Source organism: Veillonellales bacterium, assembly GCA_039680175.1.
GTDB lineage: Bacteria > Bacillota > Negativicutes > JAAYSF01 > JAAYSF01 > JBDKTO01.
In genome coordinates, this window is record JBDKTO010000060.1 from 18,383 (window position 1) to 37,298 (window position 18,916).

An 18,916-nucleotide genomic window follows, 5' to 3' on the forward strand; every position below is an offset into this window, starting at 1 on the left:
CCGGAATTCAACAGCCCAGACATCTGATTTCCCCAAAAACTACATTTGGCATATAAGTAGCTATATGTAAAATTCCGGCAAAGTATTCCTATAGATATCCCATGGGATCCACCGGCGAACCATTTTCCCGGACTTCGAAATGCACGTGAGGTCCGGTAGCATAGCCGGTAGCTCCTGCCCGGGCAATAATCTGTCCCTTACGAACCCTCTGTCCTTCACTGACCAGAAGTTCTGAATTATGCCCGTAAAGAGTAGTAATTCCATTGCCGTGATCAATAATCACCGCTTTGCCATAACCGCCCATCCAGCCCGCGTCAATCACCACGCCGCTGTCGGCGGCGACTACCGGATCGCCGTAATCGGCCCCGATATCAATACCGCTGTGATAAAGGGCAGTGCCGAAAATCGGATGAGTCCGCCAGCCAAAGGGCGAAGTGATCGGCCCTGATATCGGCCACATCATAGCACCCGTACTGCCGGTGGATGCCCGGGTACTGGAGCTGCTGGAAGCCTGGCTGCGCAGCCGCTGTTCAATCTGGCGGGAAGTCTCCATCAATTCCTTGTACGCTTTTTCCGCCGTATCCCGCTGACTCACGGCAGTACTCAATACTTGTTCCCGATCCTGTTTACGGGCCTGAACCTGCTGCTTCTTTTCCGCCGCCGCCTTTTGCAGCTCCAGCACAACGGCACGATCCCGTTCCAGCTCAGCCCGCTTCTCCAGTATCAGCTCACGTTCGGCTTTTACTTTAAAAATCAAATCCGTATCCTGCTTGATTACCCGTTTTAAAATATCCATGCGGGTGGTAAAATCGCCAAAATCATTAGCGCCCAGCAATACGTCCAGATAACTTACCTGGCCGTTTTCATAAATATCACGCACCCGTTTATTGAGGATCTTCCCCCGCAATGCCAAATCCTTCTCCGCTTTGGCCAAAATCTCCGTATTGGCCTGAATCTTCTGCTGCGTGGCAGTGACTTTTGACGTAATACTGTTATAATCATTTTGGGCGCTGTCCAGATCGCCCTGTACCTGCCGCAGCTGCTCCGATACACTGTCCACCTGATGCTGAGCCTGCGCCGCCTGATTCTGCTGCGCCTGCATCTGCTGCTGAATATTGCCCAGCTGCTCTTCCAAATCATCGGCCAAAACCGGTCCCACGACCGACATGACCATCAATATACTTAAAAAAACTGAACAGTAAATCTGTCTTTTCCGATGCTGCACCGAATCCCTCCTTGAAGATAGCTGTTGGCTATTAGCTGTTGGCTGTTGGCTATTAGCTGTTGGCTTTTGGCTGTTGGCTCATAGCTCATAGCTCATAGCCCACAGCCATCCTTTATCACACCTTCATAAACCGCCGCAGCGAAATGGAACTGCCCAGAGCGCCAATCGCCGCTCCGGTGACCAGCAAAATCAAACTAATATTCGTAATAAACGGATACTGAGGAATGAGCGGCAAAAATGTCAAAGACTCATATACTTCATGGGTCAAGGCGCTATATGTCTGATTAAGCAGCAAAACGGCAATCACCGCTCCACCCATTCCCAGCAAAGTGCCCTCCAGTAAAAAAGGCCAGCGGATAAACCAGTCGGTAGCCCCCACATACTTCATAATGCCGATCTCCCGGCGTCGGGCAAAAACAGTCAAACGAATCGTATTGGAAATAATAAACAAAGCCGCCAGCGCCAAAAACAAAATAAGCACCAGCCCAAATATCCGCATCATTTTTGTCAGGTCAAACAAATGTTCAACCACTTCCTGGCCGAACTTGGCATTCTCCACGCCCTTCAGCTGACCGATAGCCTGGGCCACCGGTTTCACCCGCTCCGGCTTGTCCACCTTGACTTCAAAAGCATTGGGCAGCGGATTTCCGTCTCCCAGCGCCGTCAATATGCTTTGCTGGTCGCCTAAACGCTGCTTGAACCGGGACATGGCTTCATCCTTACTGATATAAAGCACCTGAGTCACACCCGGCAGCTTGGTAATCCGGGTACCGATCTCCCTGGTTTCCAGCTGACTCAGATTATCCTGCAAATAAACGGAAATCTGTACCTGGGATTCCAAAGTCGAAGCCATATTATTCAAATTCAAAACCATGACTAAAAAAATCCCTAAAATTAACAGTGACAGTGCCACCGTGCTGACGGAAGCAAAACTCATCAGCCCGTTGCGGCGCAGAGAAATAAACGCCTCCCGGATAAAATACTCCCAAGTCCTAATCTTCATAGCCGTATACCCCTTTCACCTGATCGCGGACGATACGGCTCTTTTCAATCGCAATGACCCGTTTCTTCATTTTGTCTACCACCGTTTTATCATGGGTAGCCATCACAACGGTTGTGCCATTTTGATTGATCCGGTCAAAAATCTTCATGATCTCCCCGGAGGTATCCGGATCCAAATTGCCCGTCGGTTCGTCGGCAATCACAATCAAAGGACTGTTGACAATCGCTCTGGCAATCGCCACCCGCTGCTGCTCACCGCCGGACAGTTCCGTGGGAAAACAGCGGGTCTTGCTGCGCAGTCCCACCAGATCCAGGACATGATGAACCCGTTTTTGCATTTCCCGCCGGGATGCCTCCACCACCTGCATGGCAAAAGCAATATTTTCATAAACCGTTTTATTCGGCAGCAGCCGGTAATCCTGAAACACAATTCCCAGCGCCCGCCGCAGATAAGGCACCTCGCCGGGAGACAAGTCGCTGATATTGCGGCCGTTTACGATGAGCTGGCCGTGAGTCGGCAATTCCTCCCGCAGAATTAATTTTACAAAAGTAGACTTACCGGCACCGCTGGGGCCGACAATAAAAACAAATTCGCCTTTTTCAATATCTAGAGTGACATCCGAGAGGGCGACGGAGCCATTATCGTATATCTTCGAAACGTCTGTCATGTGAATCATAACTGCCACTCCCTCTTCTCTTTTCTATGTTTTTTGCCATGTCCTAAATATGATTTGACATTTTTAGTGAAAAACCTTCTCTTGTGACATTTTTTTTCATTTGAATGCAATGATGCCCAATGCCGTTAGCGTATTATTTCCGCAATATAGAGAGTCGTCGCTCCCAGCACCAGCAGCAATCCCAGATACCACCATAATACCGTCAGACGCTGTTCTGCCGTTAACCGGTAGTAATAAGCGTTTTCCCTTTCCTCCCCCTGCCAGAGACGAAACAGGGAAAACAGAAAAACCAATAAAATAAAAAAATTGCCGGTATATAAAAACAACAAGCCAATGGCGATACTGCCCACCCACCACATGTGAGGCGATATAGCACCGGCAATTCGCCCGCCGTCCAACGGATCACAAGGAATTAAATTGAACAGATTCAGCAAACCGGCAGTATAAGCCAGTACCAGCATAAGAATACTGTCCGTCCAAAAATATACGGCCAGACAAACCAACGCGCTGAGAGTGCCGGCTGCCGGACCGCCGATGGCAATATTGGCTTCCATCCTGGCATTAACCGGTTCCCGTTCCAAACTCATCGCCGCACCGATAAAGGGCAGGAACACCGGTCCCGACGCCGGTACGCCAACCGCTCTGGAGGCCCCGATATGACCCGCTTCATGAATAGACAACAATATAACAAAACCGACCGCAAAATTCATGCCAAAAGCCAGAGCATAAACTGCCAGCGACACTAACAAAGAAGCCGCCATTACTACCGTCGGTCCCCCATGCACCAAAGCCGTCAGCCCCAGTATGAACAAAAGCACCCGGCGCACCAAATTTCTCCCCAGATAAATGACCCGCCACGGCTTCATAGGCATTCCTCCTTTGTTGGCTGTTGGCGTTTGGCTGTTGGCTTTTAGCTCTTAGCCCATAGCCCATCGCTCATCGCCAACAGCTCATCACCAGCAAAAAAACGACTCTCTACATGTATATTCATGCAGGAGTCGTTCTATGTGGTAAAGAGGGATGGTTGGCTTTGGGCTTTTAGCCAACAGCTCATCGCCCATCGCCAACAGCCATTGTTTTACTTCTTCCGCCTCACTACTCGTTTTGCGGCTTCAACAATATCAGCGGCTGTCAGATGGTACTTCTTCAGTAAAGCGGCAGGGGTGCCGGATTCACCGAAGGTATCCTGCACGCCGACCCGTTCCATGGGAACCGGCTGATGTTCCACCAGCACTTCCGCCACGGCGCTGCCGAGGCCGCCGATAATGTTATGTTCTTCGCAGGTAACAATCGCACCGGTATCCCGGGCCGCTTTGCAAACAGCCTCCACATCAATCGGCTTAATAGTGTGAATGTTCAGCACCCTGGCGCTGATTCCGGCAGCCAGCAATTCTTCCGCAGCCTCACGGGCCGCGCTGACCATTACCCCGCTGGCAATCAGCGTCACATCCTTACCGTCGGCCAGCTCCACGGCTTTGCCGTGCTGAAATTCATAATCGTCGCCGAACAGTTCAGGCACCGCCATACGACCAAGACGGATATATACCGGGCCGCGATATTCGGCGGCAAAAGCAATGGCCTGACGGGTTTCCGCCGCATCTGCCGGAACGATAACCGTCATATTGGGGATGCTGCGCATCAGAGAGATATCCTCGATCGCCTGATGAGAAGCCCCGTCTTCCCCTACTGTCAGGCCGGCATGAGTCGCCGCGATTTTCACATTCAGCCGGGGATAGCAAATCGAATTCCGCACCTGTTCAAACGCCCGTCCGGCGGCGAACATAGCAAAAGAAGAAACAAAAGGAATTTTGCCGGCAGCCGCCAGTCCGGCGGCCGTTCCCATCAAATTCTGCTCGGCAATGCCGACATTAAAAAAACGCTCAGGAAAGGCTTTGGCAAATAGATTGGTTTTGGTAGATTTCGATAAATCCGCATCCAGCACAATAATATCTTTATTCAGCGCGCCCAACTCCCGGAGGGCTTCGCCGTATGCTTCCCGTGTTGCTTTTCCCATTACTAACACCTCTCCTTAATCATCAAGCTCGCTGAGGAACAACTGGCATTCCTCGCGGCTGGGCGCCTTGCCGTGCCATTCCGCCGCATTTTCCATTTCACAGACTCCTTTGCCTTTAACAGTATGCGCGACGATCATGGTTGGCCGATCTTTTACGGTTTTTGCAGTTTGAATGGCAGCATAAATAGCGTTCATATCGTGGCCGTCGATCTCCAGAACATTCCAGCCGAAAGATTGCCATTTTTCCGGAATCGGCAGCGGCGACATCACCTCAGCAATCGGTCCGTCAATCTGCAGCCCGTTAAAATCAACGAAAGCCGTCAGATTATCCAGCTTATAGTGAGGGGCAAACATCGCCGCCTCCCATACCATGCCTTCCTCCAGCTCGCCGTCCCCCAGCAGAGCATACACCCGGTAATCTCTGCCATCCAGCCGGCCGGCCAGAGCCATGCCGTTAGCCGCTGCCAAGCCCTGCCCCAGAGAACCGGTAGACATATCCACCCCCGGAACGTCCTTCATACTGGGATGTCCCTGAATGCGGCTGTCAATTTTCCGCAGCGTCAGTAATTCCTCGGCGGGAAAGAATCCCTTCTCCGCCAAAGTCGCATATAAAACCGGAGCGGCATGTCCTTTTGACAGTACAAACCGATCCCTGGCAGGATCAGCCGGGTTCCGGACATCCACCTTCATTTCCGCAAAATACAGCACCGTTAAAATATCGGCTGCCGACAAAGAACCGCCGGGATGACCTGACTTAGCCTCAGTAACAGCGGCTATAATATTACGGCGTATCGCTCTGGCGTGCTTTGCCATTTGGGTTAATTGATCCTGTGTAAGTTTATCAGCCATAGTAATTCAACCTCCTCTATCTATCATCAGGATGATCCTTTAATCTGAGAAAAGCCTTCGCCCATGACTTCATGGGCATCTGCCACGATCACAAAGGCCTTCGGATCCATCCGGTAAATCAGTTCTTTCAGCCGGGTCACTTCACCTGTGCTAATGACGCAAAGCAGCATTTCCCGGGCGTGACCGGTATATCCTCCCCGGCTTTGCAGAAAAGTAACGCCGCGGCCCATATCCTGTAAAATCCCGTCCGCCAGTTCTTCCGGAAACAGAGTGACAATCAAAAAGGCCTTGGCGGAACTGGGTCCCACTTGAATCAAATCAATAATCCTGGTCGTAACAAATAAAGAAATGAGTGCATACAGAGACAGCTCCGCACTATGAAAAGCCACCCCGGCAGAAGCGATGACAAAGAAATCCACACTAAGGAGAGCCTGCCCGACACTGATGCCGAACAGTTTATTCAAAATGGCAGCCGCCAAATCCGTTCCCGCCGTAGTTCCCTTAAACCGGAACACCATCCCCATGCCGACACCGGCCAAAACGCCGCCATACAGTGAACTCAGGAGCAAATCCTGAGTCAGTACCGGCACAAAAGGAGCTGACCCATCAATCGCCAGGGACAAAACCAGCGCCCCGAACAGCGTATTGATGCCAAACCGGGCTCCCAGCACTTTCACACTGAGGAGAAACAAAGGAATATTCATCGCCAGCATCGTGATCCCCACCGGCCAGCCCAGCACATAATGGAGCACCGTGGCCATACCGCTGACGCCGCCGGCGGCGACCTTGTTGGGAATCAGAAACATATTCAGGCTGACCGCCGTAATGACAGCTCCCAGTGTGATACCGAGATAGTCACGCCACCACATCTTCACACTATCGCCTACCTTGGAATTTTCCCACCAGTTCCATCGCTAATTCGGCATTATAACAGGCTTTTTCCCGCAGTGCATGAATCCGTTCCTCCCGGCGTCTGTTAGGCTGGTTGATTTCCGGCCACAATGACCGGACTTTGTCTAATAAATGATCCACCGTTACATTTTTCAATGTTCCCACATGTTGTTCGCCCAGAGTTTCTAAAAAACGGTCGATCTTAGGATCATAGGAAATGCCAATCATCGGCACATGCATAATGGCAGCAAAAATCAAGGCATGCAGCCGCACACCGATTAGCATATCCATGTTGCCAATAATAGATAACAATTCACTGGTGGTATATTTTTCATTCAGCACCGTTGCCGGTCGGCAGGTACGGCCGGCGACTTTTTGGGCAACCGTCAAGTCTTCCGGGCACTGCATCGGTAAAAATATAATCCGGGCGCCGAATTCGGCCGTAATTTTGTCGGACGTCTGAGCCAGCACCTGCTTATAGTAACTCCAGTCCTTCCATTCCCGCACCGATATGCCGACCAAAGGGGAAGCCCCCTCCAACCCATGCTGGCGCAGAATGCTCCGGCCAATCTGTTTATCAACAGGATGCATAGCCACCACCGGATCGGCAGTAACGTAAACCGGCGGTTTATAGACTTTAAGCCGTTTCAATTCATCCCGGGAACCTTCATCCCGTACGGTAATCAAATCCACCATATTGCCAATATAGCGCATGGCACCTTTAGCCAAAGATCCCCGCACCGGTCCTATGCCTTGTGCATAGAGCATTACCGGTTTGCCCAACTTTTTCGCCAGCATCATAATGCTCAGATAATAATATAAACTGCGGTCGCTGGTAACATCCTGCAACAGGCTACCGCCGCCGCTGATTAACAAATCACTGTGAGACAGTACCCGTACAATCTCCGGATAGTTTAAACGGTGTATCGCCGCTACGCCGTGCCGCTCCCGGGTATCAACCGGATTGCCGGAAATGACGGTCAATTTTACCTCAGGATCCAGATCCGTTAATACCTCGATCATCGCCGTCAGCATCGCCTCATCGCCGGCATTGGCGAAGCCGTAATACCCGGAAATTACGATCTCACTCATCTTGGGCAGGTCTCCTTCCCAACAGAAACGACAGATAATGAAGGATCTGCACGCCAATTACCGCCAAAATGCCAAAAGCGATTCCCGCCGCCAAACCGTCCAATCCCCGGACAAAAGACATAAGAATCGGGGTACGGATATGAGCGAAGGTTTCCACCAGGGAACCCTGGCCGATCGTCGCCGCCACTACCAGCGCATAATGAAGCACCCGGGGCCACTGACGGTACAGTGCCATTACCGCCAAAATAAACGCGGGATGACCGATCATAAATTCCTTTTCCCGCGGCCGGGCATACATGGCTTGCTCCAAAAATGAGCGGAATTTCAGTTCCACATTCGGCACCGGTACCCCGGCAGTATGTCCCGAACGACCGACGAACACCCAGGCGCCTACCGCCACAACCGCCAATACCAGCAATGATTTGATATAAACCGGATAATCCAGAATCCGAACCATCTGCTGCCAGACACTGCGGGGTTCGACCGACTTGCTGAACAGACTGTACCTGGCCAGATAAGTCAGGGATATTAATAGCAGCGGCGCCACAAAGGTTAGTTTCACACCGCGGAATATTTCCATTTCCAATAGAAAACGAACATCGCCCAGCAAAGCGCCGACATAAAAGCCGCCAATCAGCGATAAACAAACCGTGATTGCCAGATCCCGCACACCGTCAATTAAAATTCGGGTCAAGGGAGCTCCGCCGTGAGGCGGGGCACTGCGCCAGCGATCCAGCTGCCAGGTCATGGCCAGCACCGGGAACAAAATAGCGCTTGCCGTCGCTGCGGCCTGCCTTACAAGCATACCGCCTTTGAATAGAGGCAGAGTCAAAATCAGCCCGATAACCACCAGCAAAATATATTGATAGCGTCGGGAAAATGGACGCACCAATGTCAAAAATAATACTCCGGCGGCCGTAGCCCCGACAATCACCACTGCCAGCAGCAGCGGGCTGGGAAAATACGGTCGAAAGGTACCGGCCCGGCCTAAAGTAAAGTTTTTTGCCAACAAAGCATCCCGGATTCCGGATACATAGGCCAGATTCGTCTCCACCAGCGTCTTGCCGGCTTCCGGCTTATCGTATTTGCGCAGTAGATTAATACGAATATTCCGTTCCTGATCGGTCAGCTGCCAGCGTTGAATCGCCTCGGCCAGTTTCAGTTTCGGCTGCTCATCTTTGGGAATGACATAGGCCCGGGCTGCCTGATAATCATTAGCCGCCGCCAGTGGAAGAAGCCCCTCCTGTTTCACAAACTGCAGCTGCAGAGGATGTTCAATCATAGCCAGTGTCAGCCTCCTGGCTTTCATCTGCTGTACGACCAATGGCAGCTGATCCGGAAACCCTAATGTCTGTTCGCCGACAAACATAATACCGGAAACATTGTCCACAGCGTCCAGACGCTGAAATACGGCTTCCACATCTTCCGCCCGAACTTTTGTATAATTCGTCGGCCGCGCCATAACGTAAAAGCCCTGCCCAACTACCTCCCGCATCTCATCGGTAGGCAGTCCCAGATTCCATTTAAGTATTTTCTCAAAATTTGCTTTTACATCCAGCACCGGATGAATGCCGTCGGTAAGCAAAGCTACTCGATCCGGGCTTAACCGGCGAATCAGATCACTTTGCACTTCGGCAAACACCTGTTGATCCTGCCCCACGACATACACATCGTCGGACTGAATCATTCCTTCTTCTACCAGGCGCCGCCAGTTGGCTTCCATTAGAGCGCCGGTTCGGTATTGATGGAGAATTTGGGCACCGGATACAGCGGTCACTTTACCGCTTTTATTCAGCTTTTCCAACGTCATTTCATACACTGCCAGAGAAGTAACCCCGGACTCTTTGAACTCCTGCATTAGCGTATGAACGGGAATACCCTCTATCTGAGCCAGCTCCACAACCTCTTCATAGTCCATTACCATCTCGACTTGATAATTGCTCTCCTCTACCTGATGGCGCTGCCAGCCAATCGTCAGTGCCGCTGCAAAACCAATAAAGATGAGGGCGACCAAAACCTTGTTATATCTAAACTCGATCAAAAATCTCTCCACCTTACACAAAAATATCATTGACAAAAATATACATAATAACGATTAGTATGCACCAATTACAAATTGTTAAACCTGCCGCAGCCGATGCGGCAGATTATGTGCGAATTTATGTTATTCTGCCACTTCCTGCTAATATCCTGCCGCCGGAAGAAATTTATTTGCCGCTCCCTCCCTGATTATCGGTATAAATCACTACTTTTCCCTGCTCCATTACGACATCCCGCACCGTTACCCCAAACGGCAGCTTCTTCAAATCCAGGAGCGGAATTTCGGTTAGCGCCGCACCGCCGATATTACCCACAACCGTATTATTGATCAAAAACCGCTCGGTAACAAACTTCACCTTTTGGCTGTCAACAGCAATACGCCCCTCCAGAGTAATCCCCACATTGGCAAAATTGCCAATGGCGAAACTGCTGCTGGCCGTCACCTTATCGGGGGTAATCGCCACAGCCGCATTCCTGATTCCCTTTACCGACTGGTTCAAATAACGGGCCAGTTCCGCCTCAGTCAGCGTTCCCACAACCTGAACATTCCCCACTGACTGAAGCACAATGGTCTGATGTTCCAGCAGAGCGTTCCGGTCCAGCTGCACATCAGTCATCACACCATTCAGTTCACTGAATGTCAATTTATCGGTTTTGGCATTGACCGCCGACAGGGTGATCTTGTCAAAGCTGCCCCCCAGCATTCCCAGGGCCGGCTTCTTCTCCAACTGGACACTGACCTGATCGCTGCCGGTCTGACTCTTCATCCCCTGGGACACCATCTGGGAAACAACAGGGGGCAACAGCATCTGGCCGGCTGCCAGCAGTACGCCCAGCACTGCCAAAATTCCAATCAGGCGTTTCATCTCGACGCCTCCTTTTCCCTTCCTTACAAACCCTTTTTTAAATAGGCTTCAATGAAAGGATCAATTTCACCGTCCATTACGGCCTGCACATTGCCGGTTTCTTCATTGGTACGGTGATCCTTGACCATGCTGTAGGGATGAAATACGTAGGAACGGATTTGACTGCCCCATTCAATGGCCTGATATTCACCGCCCAGTTCGGTTTTCATCGCCGCCTGCTTTTGCCGTTCCAATTCAAACAATTTAGCCCGCAGCAGCCGCATACACTGTTCCCTATTCTGGATTTGCGACCGCTCGCTTTGACATTGAGCCACCGTACCTGTAGGCAGATGGGTCATCCGCACGGCGGAATCCGTCTTATTAATATGCTGACCGCCGGCGCCGCTGGCCCGATAAGTATCGACCCGCAAATCCGCCGGATTAATTTCAATCTCCACCGTGTCGTCAATTTCCGGCATCACATCCACCGCCGCAAACGAAGTATGACGGCGGCCGCTGGCATCAAAGGGGGAAATCCGCACCAAACGGTGCACCCCTTTTTCCGCCTTTAAATACCCGTAAGCATTATGCCCGGAAATCAGCATGGTCGCACTTTTGACCCCGGCTTCATCTCCCGCCAGAAAATCCATCGTCTCGACCTTAAAATTATTTTTTTCCGCCCAGCGGACATACATTCTAAGCAGCATCTGGCACCAATCCTGAGCCTCCGTACCACCCGCACCGGCATGCAGTGTCAAAATGGCATTATTGGCATCATATTCCCCGGACAGCATCAGCGTCAGCTCCAGATGTTCAATATCATCATTAATCTGCTGCAAGGCAGCAGACACCTCCGGATAGACGCTTTCATCCTGCTCATCCATCCCCAGCTGCCACAAAACCGCCAAATCACTGTAACGATCATGAATCCGATGATACCCGCCGGCCGAATCTTTCAGCGCCGTTACTTCCTGCATCACCTTCTGCGCCGCTTCCGGTTCGTCCCAGAAACCAGGCGCGCCCATTTCATTTTCTAAATCGGCAATTTTCTCCTCTTTACCGGCTACGTCAAAGAGAAACCCTGATTTCTTCTATTTTTTCCTCTAATTTGCTCAGTTCTACCCGTAAATCTTCCAACAAGTCCCTCGCCTCCAAAAATTATCACTTATTTAAACCGCAGCAGCGTTTGTATTTCTTGCCCGAACCGCAGGGGCACAGGTCATTCCGACCGATATGCTCCTTGTTGACCACCGGCTGATGAACCGGCTTCTCCTGATCCCCCTCGCCGTGAGTCGCCTGGGCATTTTGCAAATGATCTTCCGGCTGAGACACAATATTCACCCGGTAGATATATTTCACAATATCTTCCTGAATATGATCAATCATCTGCTGGAACATATCATAGGCTTCGATCTTATACTCAATCAGCGGATCCCGCTGCCCGTAAGCGCGAAGCCCAATGCCTTCCCGCAGCATATCCATAGCATCCAGATGCTCCATCCATTTGGCATCCACCACTTTCAGCATAACAACCTTTTCCAATTCCCGCATGCTGTCGGCGCCAAACAACGTTTCCCTGGCATCATAAGCCTGAGTGGCAACAGCCAAAAGTTCCTCCCGCAGCTCTTCCCGGCTGAGTTTTTCCAATTCAGCCTGTTTCAAACGGCCCTCGGGGGCAAAATATTCTTCGCAGGCTTCAATTAAACCGGCATAATCCCACTCTTCCGGATATACTTTTTCATCCGCATACAATTCCATAGACTGGTCAAGCATCTTTTCAACCATATTGAAAATATTTTCCCGCATATTGTCGCCGGTCAGAATCTGACGGCGCTGACCGTAAATCACTTCCCGCTGCTGGTTCATCACATCGTCATACTCCAGCACATGTTTCCGCATGTTAAAGTTGCGGGCTTCCACTTTCTTCTGAGCCTGCTCAATGGAGCGGGTTATCAGCTTATGCTCAATCGGCTCATCTTCTTCCATTCCCAGCTTATCCATAATACTGGAAATGTTATCGGAACCGAACAGCCGCATCAAATCATCTTCCAGCGACAAGTAGAACCGGGTCGATCCGGGATCCCCCTGACGGCCGCAGCGGCCCCGCAGCTGGTTGTCAATCCGGCGGCTCTCATGCCGTTCGGTACCTACGATATGCAAACCGCCTAATTCCGGCACTCCTTCACCCAACACAATATCCGTGCCACGTCCGGCCATATTGGTCGCAATCGTAACCGCTCCCCGCTGACCGGCGCCGGCCACAATTTCAGCTTCCATTTCATGAAACTTAGCGTTCAGCACATTATGGGGAACACCCTGCCGCTTTAACAGCCCGCTCAGCTCCTCCGACTGAACAATCGAAGTCGTCCCGACCAGCAGCGGCTGGCCTTTGGCGTGGCGCTCGGCAATCTCCTTGACGACCGCCTTATATTTGGCCCGCTTCGTCTTATAAATCGTATCCGGGAAATCCTCCCGGCGAACCGGCATATTCGTAGGAATCACAATAACATCCAAATTGTAAATCTTGCGGAATTCCGACTCCTCCGTCTTGGCCGTACCGGTCATCCCGGCCAGCTTCCCATACATCCGAAAATAATTCTGGAAGGTGATCGAAGCCAGCGTCTGGCTCTCCCGCTCAATCTTCACATTTTCCTTCGCCTCTATCGCCTGATGCAAACCGTCGGAATAACGGCGGCCGAACATCAACCGTCCGGTAAATTCATCGACAATAATCACTTCGCCGTCCTTCACCACATAATCCCGGTCCCGTTTCATCAAAGCCTGGGCTTTCAAAGCCTGAGTAAAGTGGTGAGACAGTTCGATATTTTCACTTTCATATAAATTTTTTACATTTAAAGCCTTTTCAGCCTTAGCAATCCCGCTTTCCGTCGGCGCTACCGTATGGAGTTTTTCATCCACCGTATAATCGTCGCCTTCTTTCAGCTTCGGCACCACCTTGGCCAGAACGTAATACAAATCAGTGGACTTTTCCCCCGGACCGGAAATAATCAGCGGCGTCCGGGCCTCATCCACCAAAATACTGTCCACTTCATCGACAATAGCGTAATTTAGCTCCCGCTGCACCATTTGATCCTTATAAATAACCATATTATCCCGTAAATAGTCGAAACCGAATTCATTATTCGTCCCATATGTAACATCGGCATTATAGGCCATACGCCGCTCGGGAAAATCCAGGCCGTGAACCACCAGACCAACCGACAATCCCAGGAAGCGGTACAATTTCCCCATCCACTCGCTGTCACGACGAGCCAGATAATCGTTGACCGTAACCACATGAACGCCCTTCCCGGTTAAGGCATTTAAATAAACCGGCAGCGTCGCCACTAAGGTTTTCCCTTCACCGGTACGCATCTCGGCAATATTTCCCTCATGCAGCGTAATACCGCCCAGCATCTGCACATCAAAATGGCGCATCCCCAGGATCCGGCGGGAAGCTTCCCGTACCACGGCAAAAGCCTCCGGCAGAAGCTCCTCCAGTGTTTCGCCATCCTCCAGACGGCGTTTGAACTCCCCTGTCTTCCCCGTCAGGGAAACATCGCTCATATTTTGCAGCTCCGGCTCCAGACGACTAATGTTTTCCACATATTCCGTCATACGCTTTATTTCTTTTTCATTATCATCGCCAAACAAATTTTTGATAAAACTCAGCAACAAATATCAACTCCTTGATTCTGGCGCTTATATTCTTTATATAATACACCTATCTTAAAATTTTATCAGAGTCCGGAAGGAAAGTCAAAAATAGGATGACCGTCCTTAAACCGCTGGCAGCGTATCTTTTCGGCTATTTATGTCAATACTGAAACTAAGCAAAATATTCCAGTCTGCGCTGAAATTTCAAATAAAGGAGCGTGTCCCTGCCCATGAATAAAATTGAAACTATCGGACAAATTGCCGATTTAAAAGACACCGGCTATAAAAACGCCCTGGCAGTCTCCGTCTTAATCGAACTGCTGATTGATAAAGGCCTGTTCACCCGGCAGGAATTTGCCGCCAAAGCCAGCCGGGTGGACAGGGATACTTTGGCCGAAGCCGCTCTGCTGTGCCGGATGAACCGCTGACATTATAAAAAATCACCGGAGCATCTGCCCCGGTGATTTTTATTTTCTCTTAAAATTCCGGCTCAATCAAGCCGTAGTTGCCGTCGCGGCGGCGATACACCACATTGACTTCTTCCGTCTCTGAATTCGCAAACACATAGAAATCATGATTGATCAAGTTCATCTGCATAACCGCTTCCTGCACATCCATCGGTTTTACAGCAAACCGCTTTGTCTTCACAACCCGAAACTCATCACTGTCCGTAACTTCCTGACTCACATTGGGTACTAACTCGCCTTTAAAGGTTCCCCCCCGGAGTTTTCGCGCCAGTTTGGTTTTATATTTTTCAATCTGCTTTTCCAGCTTTTCAATTACAAGATCAATGGAAGTATACATATCGGCTGTCGACTCTTCGCCCCGCAGCAACATGCCATTAACAGGTACGGTAACCTCAACGATATGCCGTCCCTTTTCTACGGTGAGGATAACGGTAATCTCCCCAAGCGAGGCAAAATACTTAGTTACCTTGCCGACACGCTTGGCAACATAATCCTTTAGCGCTGGTGTGATTTCAATGTTTTTTCCTCTTACAGTTATTGCCATAATACCACATCCCCTTTCTGCTTCCTACTTAGTATTATTCTCCTAAAAGGAAAAAATTCCTGTCACACAATTCTAAAAAATTAAAAACCCGGCCTAAGCCGGGTTGTTAATACAAGTGAAATAAAATTATGCCTTTGTAACGTTCGCTGCCTGAGGTCCGCGTGCACCTTCGACGATATCGAACTGTACTTCCTGGCCTTCAGTCAAAGTTTTGAAACCCTGTTCCTGAATTGCAGAGAAATGTACGAAAACGTCGCCGCCATCTTCTCTTTCAATAAATCCATAGCCCTTTTCGGAACTGAACCATTTAACTTTACCAATCATTCTAAAAACTCCTCCTAAAATAAACTACCGGTCAAAAGATGACCACGACATAGAGTATAGCACTTCTGGTTATAACTGTCAATGCAAATGAAAGAAAAGCCGAGAAAAATTTCTATTTTTTCCCATTATAATATTTTTGATAAAAAAGCCCTGGTCCGTTCTTCCCGGGCATGACTAAAAACAGCCTCCGGCGTTCCTTCTTCCACAATACACCCTTCATCCATAAAGAGCACCCGGTCGCCCACCTCCCGGGCAAACCCCATCTCGTGGGTAACAACCACCATTGTCATACCTTCCCGGGCCAAAGCCTTCATTACATCCAGCACTTCATTAATCATTTCCGGATCCAGCGCTGAAGTCGGTTCGTCAAACAGCATAACCCTAGGGCGCATCGCAAGTGCCCGGGCGATAGCCACCCGCTGCTGCTGCCCGCCGGAAAGCTGTTCCGGATAAGAATCCGCTTTATCCGACAACCCGACCTTAGCCAACAGATCCATAGCAATCTTTGCCGCGTCACCTTTCGAAAGCTTCCGAACCCGAACCGGCGCCAGCATGATATTCTCCCGTACTGACATATGGGGAAACAGATTAAACCGCTGGAATACCATCCCCACCTCAGCCCGGACTTTATTAATATTCGCCTTATTGGTCAAAGGAATCCCGTCAACCACAATTTCTCCTTCGCTGGGCTGCTCCAAAAAATTGATGCAGCGCAGCAGCGTACTTTTTCCCGAACCGCTGGGGCCGATGACTACAACAACCTCTTTTTCCTTGATATAATTGCTGATTCCCTTCAATACATGGAGACTGCCAAATTTTTTATGGACATTTTTAATGCTTATCATCAATTTTATACCTCCGCTCCAAATAATCCACCAAGCGGGAAATCGTCAGTGTCATCATGAGATAAATAAAGGCAACCGTCAGCCAGATTTCAAAAGAGCCGTACGTACGAGCGATAATCAATTGCCCCCGCCGGGTCAGTTCCTCAAAGCCGATCACCGAAACCAGGGAAGAATCTTTCAGCATAGCAATAAACTCATTACCCAGCGGCGGGATAATCCGCTTAAAAGCCTGAGGAAGAATCACAAAGCGCATAGTCTGAGCCCACGTCATCCCCAGGGACCGGCCGGCTTCCATTTGTCCTCTGTCAATGGATTGGATGCCGGCGCGAAAAATCTCCGCTACATAAGCGCCGCTATTAATACTGCAAGCCGTAATCGCCGCAATAAAAGGATCGATTCGCTGTCCAACAACAAGGGGCAGCGCAAAATAAATCAGAAAAATTTGCACCAGCAGCGGCGTACCGCGAATAAAGTCAACATAAACAGCAGCAGCAGCCTTAATCAGCCAGGTTTTCGACAGACGCGCCATCCCCACAAACATCCCGATCAGCAGGCCAAACCCCACACTCAAAGCGGTAATCTGTATCGTTACTCCAGCCCCCATCAATAACAGAGGAAAAGAACGCCCAATCAAATCAAAATCAAAATTCATCGTTGATCCACCCTTATTTAAGCTAATGATGTATATTCATGCACATTCAAATTATATGCACACATTTGGAGCCTGTCAATAGGCGTGTTTGGCGTTTGGCTCATAGCGCATGGCTCATAGCATTTGGAACTTGGCACTTGGCGGTTGGCGGTTGGCGGTTGACGGTTGACGCTAAATTATGTCATTGCGAGCCGCAGCGAAGCAATCTCACAGCTGCGGTTGCCTCTTCTGCGTTGAGATCGCCACGGCTAACGCCTTACGATGACACAACCTGGCTTCCCCGCTCACCATACACCGCAGTTGTAAAAAAAATAAGCGCGACATGTGTCGCGCTTATCCCGTTACCTTATTCCTGAGGCGGCTTTTTACCAAACCACTTTACGTATATTTTTTCATACTCGCCGTTCTTTTTCAATTCATCCAACGCCTTATCAATCTTCCCGATCAGTTCGGTGTTTTTCTTGGCAGTGGCAATCCCATAATCTTCGGCGCTGAGTAAATCGCCTACAGTTTTTACATCTTTCCCGCCGGCTTTAGTAATATAGTATTCATTCACCGGATTATCATTGATGACAGCCTCTACGCCGCCGGCTTTCAGTTCCATAAAAGCATCCGGCGGAGTATTGAACTCACGGACCTTGGCATTGTTGATTTTTTGCGCTTCCTTAGCGCCGGTAGTGCCAATCTGTACGGCGATATTTTTCCCCTCCAGATCTTTAAAACTCTTCACCGCGTTATTGTCCGCTTTGACAACGATACTTAACCCGGATTTATAATAAGGTTTGGAAAAATTCACTTTCTGGGCCCGTTCACTGTTAATTGTCATACCGGAAACGATTACATCGATATTGCCGGCTTCCAGTGCCGGAATCAGACCGTCAAAGCCCATACTGACAATTTGAACCTCATATCCCATTTGCTTCCCAATTGCTTGGATTAAATCCATATCGAACCCAACATAAGCCTTACTTTGTTCATCCTGAAACTCAAACGGAGCAAACCCCGGTTCCGTACCCACCTTCAAGACTTTCTGGTTAGGGGCCGCCGCCTTCTGCCCGCATCCGGTCAAGCCGAAAGCAAACAGAAACATACCTACCACAATAAGTGCAATCACCTTTTTCGACATAAAAATCCTCCTTTAATTTCGCTAATTCGTATTTATAATTATACATATGAGCGTATAAAATTTCAAGAACCATTTTTGAGCCATGACTCATAGCGCTTGGAGATTGGCACTTGGCACTTGGAAATTGGCACTTGGAAATTGGAAATTGGGACTTGGCTCATAGCGTTAGAACGAAGGGGCTCATGGCGCATGACTCATAGTCCAAGCTTCCAAACAAAAAGCCCGGAAATAAATCCCGGGCGTAATTTATATCGTTTCAGTCACCAAGATATCCCTATTCTTCGCCTTGCTCCTTACGGGCAGTAAAACAATCGCGGCAATAAATAGGACGATCATTGCGTGGTTTAAAAGGTACCTGGGTTACCGCACCGCACTGGGCACAAACTGCTTCGTACATTTCCCGCTGATGCCCTTCGCCGCCTTCACGGCTGCGTCTTCTGGCATCACGGCATTCGCGGCAACGCACCGGTTCATTTTCAAAGCCTTTTTCTGCGTAAAACTCCTGTTCCCCCGCTGTGAAAACAAACTCTTTTCCACAATCCTTGCACTTAAGAGTTTTGTCCTGAAAAGCCATTAAAGAAATCCCCTCACCTTATGAAATTTAAGGACCTTTGCTTAGCCGACCTGGTCTTTGACCCCACACTCGCCTGCTGGAAGGTTTGCTAC

20 protein-coding genes are annotated in these 18,916 nt (G+C 49.8%); 2 read left to right on the forward strand and 18 right to left on the reverse strand.

Annotated features, from left to right (window positions below; translation table 11 throughout):
- Window positions 1-88 precede the first annotated feature (88 nt).
- The 9 genes from ABFC84_09460 to ABFC84_09500 form a co-directional block, all read right to left on the reverse strand.
- On the reverse strand, window positions 89-1,225 hold the full coding sequence (locus ABFC84_09460) for a peptidoglycan DD-metalloendopeptidase family protein (protein MEN6412970.1): 1,137 nt from the start codon (window positions 1,223-1,225) through the stop codon (window positions 89-91).
- Between the two features lie 115 nt (window positions 1,226-1,340).
- Window positions 1,341-2,228, reverse strand: coding sequence for a permease-like cell division protein FtsX (gene ftsX, locus ABFC84_09465; GenBank protein ID MEN6412971.1), 888 nt, complete (start codon window positions 2,226-2,228; stop codon window positions 1,341-1,343).
- Window positions 2,218-2,904 (reverse strand): cell division ATP-binding protein FtsE, encoded by a 687-nt coding sequence (ftsE, locus tag ABFC84_09470; protein MEN6412972.1) that lies wholly within the window; start codon window positions 2,902-2,904, stop codon window positions 2,218-2,220. The genes ftsX and ftsE overlap by 11 nt, the downstream gene beginning before the upstream one ends.
- Before the next feature lie 125 nt (window positions 2,905-3,029).
- The gene (locus ABFC84_09475; GenBank protein ID MEN6412973.1) at window positions 3,030-3,770 is read right to left on the reverse strand and encodes a hypothetical protein; all 741 of its coding nucleotides are present in this window, start codon (window positions 3,768-3,770) and stop codon (window positions 3,030-3,032) included.
- Window positions 3,771-3,982: 212 nt separating this feature from the next.
- Window positions 3,983-4,918 carry a transketolase family protein gene (locus ABFC84_09480; protein ID MEN6412974.1) on the reverse strand — a complete coding sequence of 312 codons (936 nt, stop codon included), beginning with the start codon at window positions 4,916-4,918 and terminating at the stop codon, window positions 3,983-3,985.
- A gap of 15 nt (window positions 4,919-4,933) precedes the next feature.
- A complete protein-coding gene (locus ABFC84_09485; protein MEN6412975.1) occupies window positions 4,934-5,767 on the reverse strand; it encodes a transketolase in 834 nt (277 codons plus the stop codon).
- A 26-nt stretch (window positions 5,768-5,793) separates the two neighbouring features.
- On the reverse strand, window positions 5,794-6,636 hold the full coding sequence (locus ABFC84_09490; protein ID MEN6412976.1) for a YitT family protein: 843 nt from the start codon (window positions 6,634-6,636) through the stop codon (window positions 5,794-5,796).
- Window positions 6,637-6,643: 7 nt separating this feature from the next.
- The gene (csaB, locus tag ABFC84_09495) at window positions 6,644-7,750 is read right to left on the reverse strand and encodes a polysaccharide pyruvyl transferase CsaB (GenBank protein ID MEN6412977.1); all 1,107 of its coding nucleotides are present in this window, start codon (window positions 7,748-7,750) and stop codon (window positions 6,644-6,646) included.
- Window positions 7,743-9,791 carry a DUF5693 family protein gene (locus ABFC84_09500; GenBank protein MEN6412978.1) on the reverse strand — a complete coding sequence of 683 codons (2,049 nt, stop codon included), beginning with the start codon at window positions 9,789-9,791 and terminating at the stop codon, window positions 7,743-7,745. Before ABFC84_09500 ends, csaB begins: the two co-directional genes overlap by 8 nt.
- 59 nt (window positions 9,792-9,850) lie before the next feature.
- Here ABFC84_09500 and ABFC84_09505 point away from each other — a divergent pair, with 59 nt between their 5' ends.
- The gene (locus tag ABFC84_09505; protein ID MEN6412979.1) at window positions 9,851-9,979 is read left to right on the forward strand and encodes a hypothetical protein; all 129 of its coding nucleotides are present in this window, start codon (window positions 9,851-9,853) and stop codon (window positions 9,977-9,979) included.
- Here the strand turns inward: ABFC84_09505 and ABFC84_09510 are convergent.
- The 3 genes from ABFC84_09510 to secA all read right to left on the reverse strand — a co-directional run bounded on the left by ABFC84_09510 (window position 9,958) and on the right by secA (window position 14,310).
- Complete coding sequence (locus ABFC84_09510; protein MEN6412980.1) at window positions 9,958-10,656, reverse strand: DUF2993 domain-containing protein; 699 nt, start codon at window positions 10,654-10,656, stop codon at window positions 9,958-9,960. The two genes, ABFC84_09505 and ABFC84_09510, sit on opposite strands and share 22 nt — an antisense overlap.
- Before the next feature lie 23 nt (window positions 10,657-10,679).
- Window positions 10,680-11,775, reverse strand: a protein-coding gene (gene prfB, locus ABFC84_09515; GenBank protein MEN6412981.1) for a peptide chain release factor 2 whose coding sequence is annotated in 2 segments (ribosomal slippage) — window positions 10,680-11,705 and window positions 11,707-11,775 — 1,095 coding nt in all. Because the reading frame shifts where the segments join, the coding sequence is not laid out codon by codon here.
- Between the two features lie 21 nt (window positions 11,776-11,796).
- Entirely contained in the window at window positions 11,797-14,310 is a 2,514-nt protein-coding gene (secA, locus tag ABFC84_09520) for a preprotein translocase subunit SecA (GenBank protein ID MEN6412982.1), read from the reverse strand.
- A gap of 212 nt (window positions 14,311-14,522) precedes the next feature.
- Here secA and ABFC84_09525 point away from each other — a divergent pair, with 212 nt between their 5' ends.
- Window positions 14,523-14,720 (forward strand): hypothetical protein, encoded by a 198-nt coding sequence (locus ABFC84_09525; protein ID MEN6412983.1) that lies wholly within the window; start codon window positions 14,523-14,525, stop codon window positions 14,718-14,720.
- Between the two features lie 49 nt (window positions 14,721-14,769).
- On the opposite strand, the gene raiA is transcribed toward ABFC84_09525, so the two are convergent.
- The 6 genes from raiA to ABFC84_09555 form a co-directional block, all read right to left on the reverse strand.
- Window positions 14,770-15,303, reverse strand: a complete 534-nt coding sequence (gene raiA / locus ABFC84_09530; GenBank protein MEN6412984.1) for a ribosome-associated translation inhibitor RaiA — start codon at window positions 15,301-15,303, stop codon at window positions 14,770-14,772.
- Between the two features lie 126 nt (window positions 15,304-15,429).
- Window positions 15,430-15,627 (reverse strand): cold shock domain-containing protein, encoded by a 198-nt coding sequence (locus ABFC84_09535; GenBank protein MEN6412985.1) that lies wholly within the window; start codon window positions 15,625-15,627, stop codon window positions 15,430-15,432.
- A 125-nt stretch (window positions 15,628-15,752) separates the two neighbouring features.
- Window positions 15,753-16,472, reverse strand: coding sequence for an amino acid ABC transporter ATP-binding protein (locus tag ABFC84_09540; protein ID MEN6412986.1), 720 nt, complete (start codon window positions 16,470-16,472; stop codon window positions 15,753-15,755).
- Window positions 16,459-17,124 carry an amino acid ABC transporter permease gene (locus ABFC84_09545; GenBank protein MEN6412987.1) on the reverse strand — a complete coding sequence of 222 codons (666 nt, stop codon included), beginning with the start codon at window positions 17,122-17,124 and terminating at the stop codon, window positions 16,459-16,461. The genes ABFC84_09540 and ABFC84_09545 overlap by 14 nt, the downstream gene beginning before the upstream one ends.
- Window positions 17,125-17,470: 346 nt before the next feature.
- On the reverse strand, window positions 17,471-18,250 hold the full coding sequence (locus ABFC84_09550; GenBank protein ID MEN6412988.1) for a basic amino acid ABC transporter substrate-binding protein: 780 nt from the start codon (window positions 18,248-18,250) through the stop codon (window positions 17,471-17,473).
- 274 nt (window positions 18,251-18,524) lie between these two features.
- Complete coding sequence (locus tag ABFC84_09555) at window positions 18,525-18,824, reverse strand: zinc-ribbon domain containing protein (GenBank protein MEN6412989.1); 300 nt, start codon at window positions 18,822-18,824, stop codon at window positions 18,525-18,527.
- Window positions 18,825-18,916 lie beyond the last annotated feature (92 nt).